Origin of the sequence: Kamptonema sp. UHCC 0994 (assembly GCF_029167235.1) — a bacterium.
In the GTDB taxonomy this organism is placed as follows: domain Bacteria; phylum Cyanobacteriota; class Cyanobacteriia; order Cyanobacteriales; family Microcoleaceae; genus Kamptonema.
In genome coordinates, this window is record NZ_JARFTR010000237.1 from 1 (window position 1) to 5,288 (window position 5,288).

Consider the following 5,288-nt stretch of genomic DNA (forward strand, 5'->3'; position numbering starts at 1 on the left):
GTTTCTTTACCGCCAGGATGGCGGCGTTACATATTTTTGCGTAAGTCCAGATTTACTTATTTAAAACATCAGTTTTTTACTATTTTAATTGTAGGTTTTTGTACATTTATTCTAATAATTATTACTCAGTTTCAAGGTAATGCTGCTAATTTTAATGATATTAAGGATCGTCTACCTTCGCTAGAAGTTCATCCTTTACCTGCAACGCTGGCTAATTGGAAAGATGCAAAAGATAGTGGTGATTACTTTGACAAAGTAAAACCGCCAGAATTTGGTCATTTGGTTTGGTCGCAGTTTCCAATTAAGGTATATGTAGAGCAAGTTACTGATAATAATGGCTCTCAATCATGGAGCAAGACAGTGTTAGATGCTGTGATGGAATGGGGGTCTTATTTACCTTTGCAGGTGGTAGATGAATTAGATGCCGGTGATATTAGGATTTTACACGAGTCTCCGCCTTTGCGACAAGAGCAAATGCGGGCGCGTTCGGGTGAAACTCGCTATGAGTTGTATGTGAGTGGAGATGGGGAAAATGCTGTTTTATCCCATCGTTGTACTATCTGGTTAAATCCGAGTCAGACTGGGAAATATATCGCTGCTGTGGCGCGTCATGAGTTCGGTCATGGGTTGGGAATTTGGGGTCATAGTCCTGTGAATACTGATGTGATGTATTTTTCTCAGGTGAGAAATCCACCGCCGATTTCTGTGAGAGATATTAATACTTTAAAGCGGGTTTATGAGCAGCAAACTCGTCTTGGATGGGGGTTTGATGAAGGTAATTAAAAGTTAAAATTTAAAAGTTAGAGATTAGTTTATAATTAGTTTTTATGAGACCTTTAAGAGTTTCAGTGGTGGGTTTCCGTCGGAGTATGGCTGATTATTTTTTGGTGCGATAGTAATTATCAGAGAGACTGTAAACGGTAAATCAAGGTTTGAGATTGCTTCACTGCGTAAGCGCTACGCGCAGGCTACGCCAACGCAATGACAAAAAATGATAACTTAAGGTTTGAGATTACTTCACTGCGATCGCACTCGCAAAAAATTGTAGTGAGTGCGTAAGTCCTGTTAAGATGAAATTGGATAGGTTTTTACTGCCTCACTAAGTATTACGATGGAAATATCAGATTTGTCTTCGGTAATTTTACTGAGAAAATCTGATTGCTGTACTCGCTACTGGAATTATAGATATGTCGGAACAAGAAGGAAATGTTGTGTCTAAAGCGCCTCGGACACCTGAAGAACAATTGGTTTGGGATGCGAAAGGAAAAATTCGGGTATTGCTGAATTTGTGGGATATATCCTTTGGGAAGGGGAGGGTTAAGAAGGGGGATTTGACTAAAAGGATTGTGCGGACTGGGGAAACGAGTAAGGATTATGAGACTATTTTGACGGGATTGCGAGAAAGTGGTGCGATCGCATTTTCGACTGAGAAGCGGGTGGTGGTAGTTGAAATTACGGATGTGGGTCAGCAGGTGTTGGCGGATGGGTTGAAAAATGGCGATTCTCTGTTTGAGTTTGATGGTTCTCAAATTGGGACGAGGTTGGGGAATGCGTTGTTGAAGTGGGTGCGGAGTCAAGCTAGGCCGGTGACTGTGGCGGTGGAGAAACCTAAGCCGGAAGTGGAGACGATCGCTTCTTATGAGAGGTTTAAGGTGGTGGCTTTGAAGGTTTACGATCGCTTGAATCAGGATTTTAACTATGACGATTTGGTTCCGATTTATCGGATGCGGCGGGTGATTGGGGAAAGAGTGGCGCGATCGCAGTTTAATGAGTGGCTGTTGGAAATGCAGGCTACTGATCTAATTCAGTTGATAGGGGGTGAGATGAAAGACATTACGGCTGATAAAGCTGAAGATTCAATCAAAACTGCACATGGCGCAATTCGCTATTATGTCAAACGGCTAAATTCCTAAAATTGTCCTAAATCCTTTTGTCAATTCGTTAAGAATTAAGTAAATACCTCATCAAAAATCTCAGCTAAGCTCAAAAGTTTCAATTTATTGATGAGGTAATTGCGATTTCAAGATAGGTCGTAATTGTTGCGGTTGAGAAAGGAAAATTGAAGGAAAGCGCGATCGGATCTTAACAATAAAACATCTCAATTTAAAACCGAGGAAAGAGCGTGTAGACCTATTTTCATTTATACAAAATCAGGATCGACTCCCATTTCCCGCAACTTTGCCGCCAAACGTTCAGTTTTCTGTAACCGAGTTTGTTCTTCCTTAATCAACTCCTCAACCAATGGCGGATTTAACATTTCATCAACAGACAAAATTAGATCGGGAAACACCACAGATGATATTTCTTGACCTGGCAAATAATCGATTTGCGTGTAACTCTCTTCACCTTGTTGGAACGACAAAGCCCTAACTCGCTGTTTATTTTTAGCAGGATCAAAAATCAAATATTCCGGCACATTGGCTAATTCATACTCTGCTCGTTTAATTACATAATCAGCCCGCCGATCTTCACTCACTACCTCTACTACTAATAGTGGTGTTTCATCCAAATCAAGGATACCAGAACCACCTCTAGCAGCGGCTTTTTCTAAAAGACTTTGAGTACAGACTACGACATCAGGAATGCGGGAAGAATCCTCTTTAGTTCTTACTCCCAAACCTGTTTTTACCACTAAATTAAGATTATGCTCAGCTAAGTAACGCTGCAACTTATAAGCCAAAAATTCACAAATCTTGATATGCAAGACTGTTGCTGCTGACATTGTTATCAATTTTCCTTTGTACAGTTCATATTTTACACCGGATTCACCTTGGTAAGAACGGTACTCTTCAAAAGTCAAAGTTGATGAAGGATCAACTGCCTTTTCTTGCACAATTTCTTCTACAGCTTTTTCTTTATTTTCTTCAACAACTTCTGCAATTTTTGCCACAGATTGAGACATATATTTTGCCCTATCTCGATAAGTTACTATCATAACAAATATCAACTTAAAAGTCAAGACATTCTAGATAAAAAATAATGGCAAAACTAAAATTAGCTATTAAATTCTACTTTACCAAGTCACGCGATCGCGCCACCTTTCTAACATCTTTTTCCCTACCCCAGGAACCCGATCTAAATCTTCCAAAGACGTAAAAGGTTGTTGTTTTCTCGCTGCAATAATCTTTTGAGCTAATTTCGGCCCCACTCCTGGCAAAGTCTCTAACTCAGCCTGATTAGCAACATTCAAATTAACTAACTTCTTCTCAGAAATCTTAACAATATTTCCATCAGATTTTGGTAGTGCTGCACAAAGTTGCTTTTGAGCTTCAATTTTCTGCACGATCGCGCGTGGCAAACCCAACACCACATCCCCATACAGACGCTCAAACTCCCGTTCAAAATGGGCCGCCACCGTCTCACTTTCAATCACCAAAAGGGCTTCATCATTCCCATAATTAGCGGCCTCAGTCCAGTTATGAGAACCAGTAATTACAATTTTCCCATCCACAACCCCAAACTTATGATGCAAGCGATCGCCCTCCCGCAATTTCGGTACTCCCACAGTCGCGATCGGCTTTTGCCAAGGTCGATTTTCAGCCTCAAACTTACAATTGTCAAGTAGTGCCACACCCATCATATCTAACGCTTCACTGTAAGATCGATAAGCAAAGCTAGGATCGATTAATCCCCGGATTGTCACCCCTGCCAGAGATTTGCTTTCCAAAGTATTAACTAAACGTTGAGCCGAAAATACAAACAGTGCCAAATCTACCGACTTTCTAGCATTTTTCAAACTATTATCAATTAAACCATTACTGCTTTTTTCCCAAGGAACAGTTTTAGCAGTTGGTGAAAATTGCACAGCGACAGTTACATTTCCCAGATTAATATATTGCACCAATCGTAACGGTTTTTTAGCCCCAAACTTACTATCTGGCTTACCTCCTGGCCCATCTCCCCACATAATATTAAATTCTTGAGTAAAAAGATTTGCTAATTCTCCACTATCAATTTTTAATAAATTGTTAGAATTGCCTCGACTTTTTGCCACCCCAAAATCTCCATGAATATCTGAAGGTGTAAAATTAGCCGAAGTCACAATTAAACTTTTGCCATCCACAACCACAAACTTGTGGTGCATCAAACCACTACCCTTAGAACCATCCGCCGTATCGTCAATTATGGGAATACCAGCATCGCGTAAAATTACCAAAGCATCACTTTTTTTAATTTCCGCCTGACTTAATTTCCCATCCTTGTCAGCATCCACCAAATGGACAAATTCACTATAGCGATCGCGCTCCCTCTCTGGCAATTGGTGCACCTCATCCGCCGTAAAACTACTCCAAGGACGACTGTATGTATTTTCCACGATCGCCCTCACCTTCACCCCCGCCGCCTGTCGCTCAGCCATTGCTTGCGCGATCGCAGGCAACCGCAACTCCTGCACCGCCACATCCACCGTCAACCGAGCACCCGCGATCGCATCCACAATTAGCTTCTCAAAGTTATCTCCATATCGAGTCTCTTCGCGGTAAAATTCCTGATAGATCGAACTTTCCGACTGGTTGAAATACACCTGAAGCAAAGGATCTTGAGGCAATGGAGCCAAACGAGGAGCCAATAGCTGAATCTGTTTTCCCCTTTGGTGACAAGCTGCAAGGCTGATTGCCAGAAACAAAGCACAGCAGTAAAGTAGTTGAGTATAAGAAAATTTAGACACAGAACTTTAAAATTTTTAGGCATTAAGGGTTTTAGCAATTCAAAGCTATTCGATCGTGTAAAGTTACAATCTATTTATGAAAGGGGATAGATTTTGCGTCTTGTAGGACTGCCTCGAAGCCGGGAAGCATCACTGGTGCGGTAGCAGCATTCAGGGGCGTTGGTCAAACCCGACACCAATGCTATATGGCTAAAAGAAAACGGGCTTTTCCGTGCGGTCACAAAGGATATGGTAAAACGTGCCACCGCTGCACGCAAGAGCGTCAGGCACAGGATCATCAAGTTCTGGCGATCGCAGAAAAACGAAACAAAAAACTAGAATGGGAGGCATCATTTGCCCAGGATGTCATAGATTTACGAGGGCTACCTGACTACGTGGTAGTCAAGGCACGCTCCATAATTGCTACTATCACCCACAAGAATTACAGAGAATTTGGCGGCAAACGCCTTCGCCATAACCGTTTTATTATCAGCATTCCTGTAACACGAAACTACAGAATGCTCTGCGAAGATTGTGGCACTTTCTTAATTCCCCAAAAAGTTATATCCCACGAAGCCTACAATGTCTGCAAACCGGGAAGTTAGGGGCTAGGGGCTAGGGGCTAGGGGCTAGGGAAGAGGGG

At 41.9% G+C, this 5,288-nt stretch carries 5 protein-coding genes; 3 read left to right on the forward strand and 2 right to left on the reverse strand.

Annotated features, from left to right (window positions below):
- The first annotated feature begins 36 nt into the window (after nucleotides 1-36).
- Complete coding sequence (locus PY364_RS21120) at nucleotides 37-783, forward strand: matrixin family metalloprotease (protein WP_275525983.1); 747 nt, start codon at nucleotides 37-39, stop codon at nucleotides 781-783.
- Between the two features lie 404 nt (nucleotides 784-1,187).
- Entirely contained in the window at nucleotides 1,188-1,913 is a 726-nt protein-coding gene (locus tag PY364_RS21125; protein WP_275525977.1) for a hypothetical protein, read from the forward strand.
- A gap of 227 nt (nucleotides 1,914-2,140) precedes the next feature.
- Here PY364_RS21125 and PY364_RS21130 read toward each other — a convergent pair whose 3' ends face one another.
- Nucleotides 2,141-2,935 carry a Uma2 family endonuclease gene (locus PY364_RS21130; RefSeq protein ID WP_275525979.1) on the reverse strand — a complete coding sequence of 265 codons (795 nt, stop codon included), beginning with the start codon at nucleotides 2,933-2,935 and terminating at the stop codon, nucleotides 2,141-2,143.
- Between the two features lie 78 nt (nucleotides 2,936-3,013).
- On the reverse strand, nucleotides 3,014-4,666 hold the full coding sequence (locus PY364_RS21135; RefSeq protein ID WP_275525980.1) for a DUF655 domain-containing protein: 1,653 nt from the start codon (nucleotides 4,664-4,666) through the stop codon (nucleotides 3,014-3,016).
- Nucleotides 4,667-4,851: 185 nt separating this feature from the next.
- Between PY364_RS21135 and PY364_RS21140 the strand changes: the two genes are divergently transcribed.
- The gene (locus tag PY364_RS21140) at nucleotides 4,852-5,250 is read left to right on the forward strand and encodes a hypothetical protein (RefSeq protein WP_275525981.1); all 399 of its coding nucleotides are present in this window, start codon (nucleotides 4,852-4,854) and stop codon (nucleotides 5,248-5,250) included.
- The last annotated feature ends 38 nt before the right edge of the window (nucleotides 5,251-5,288 follow it).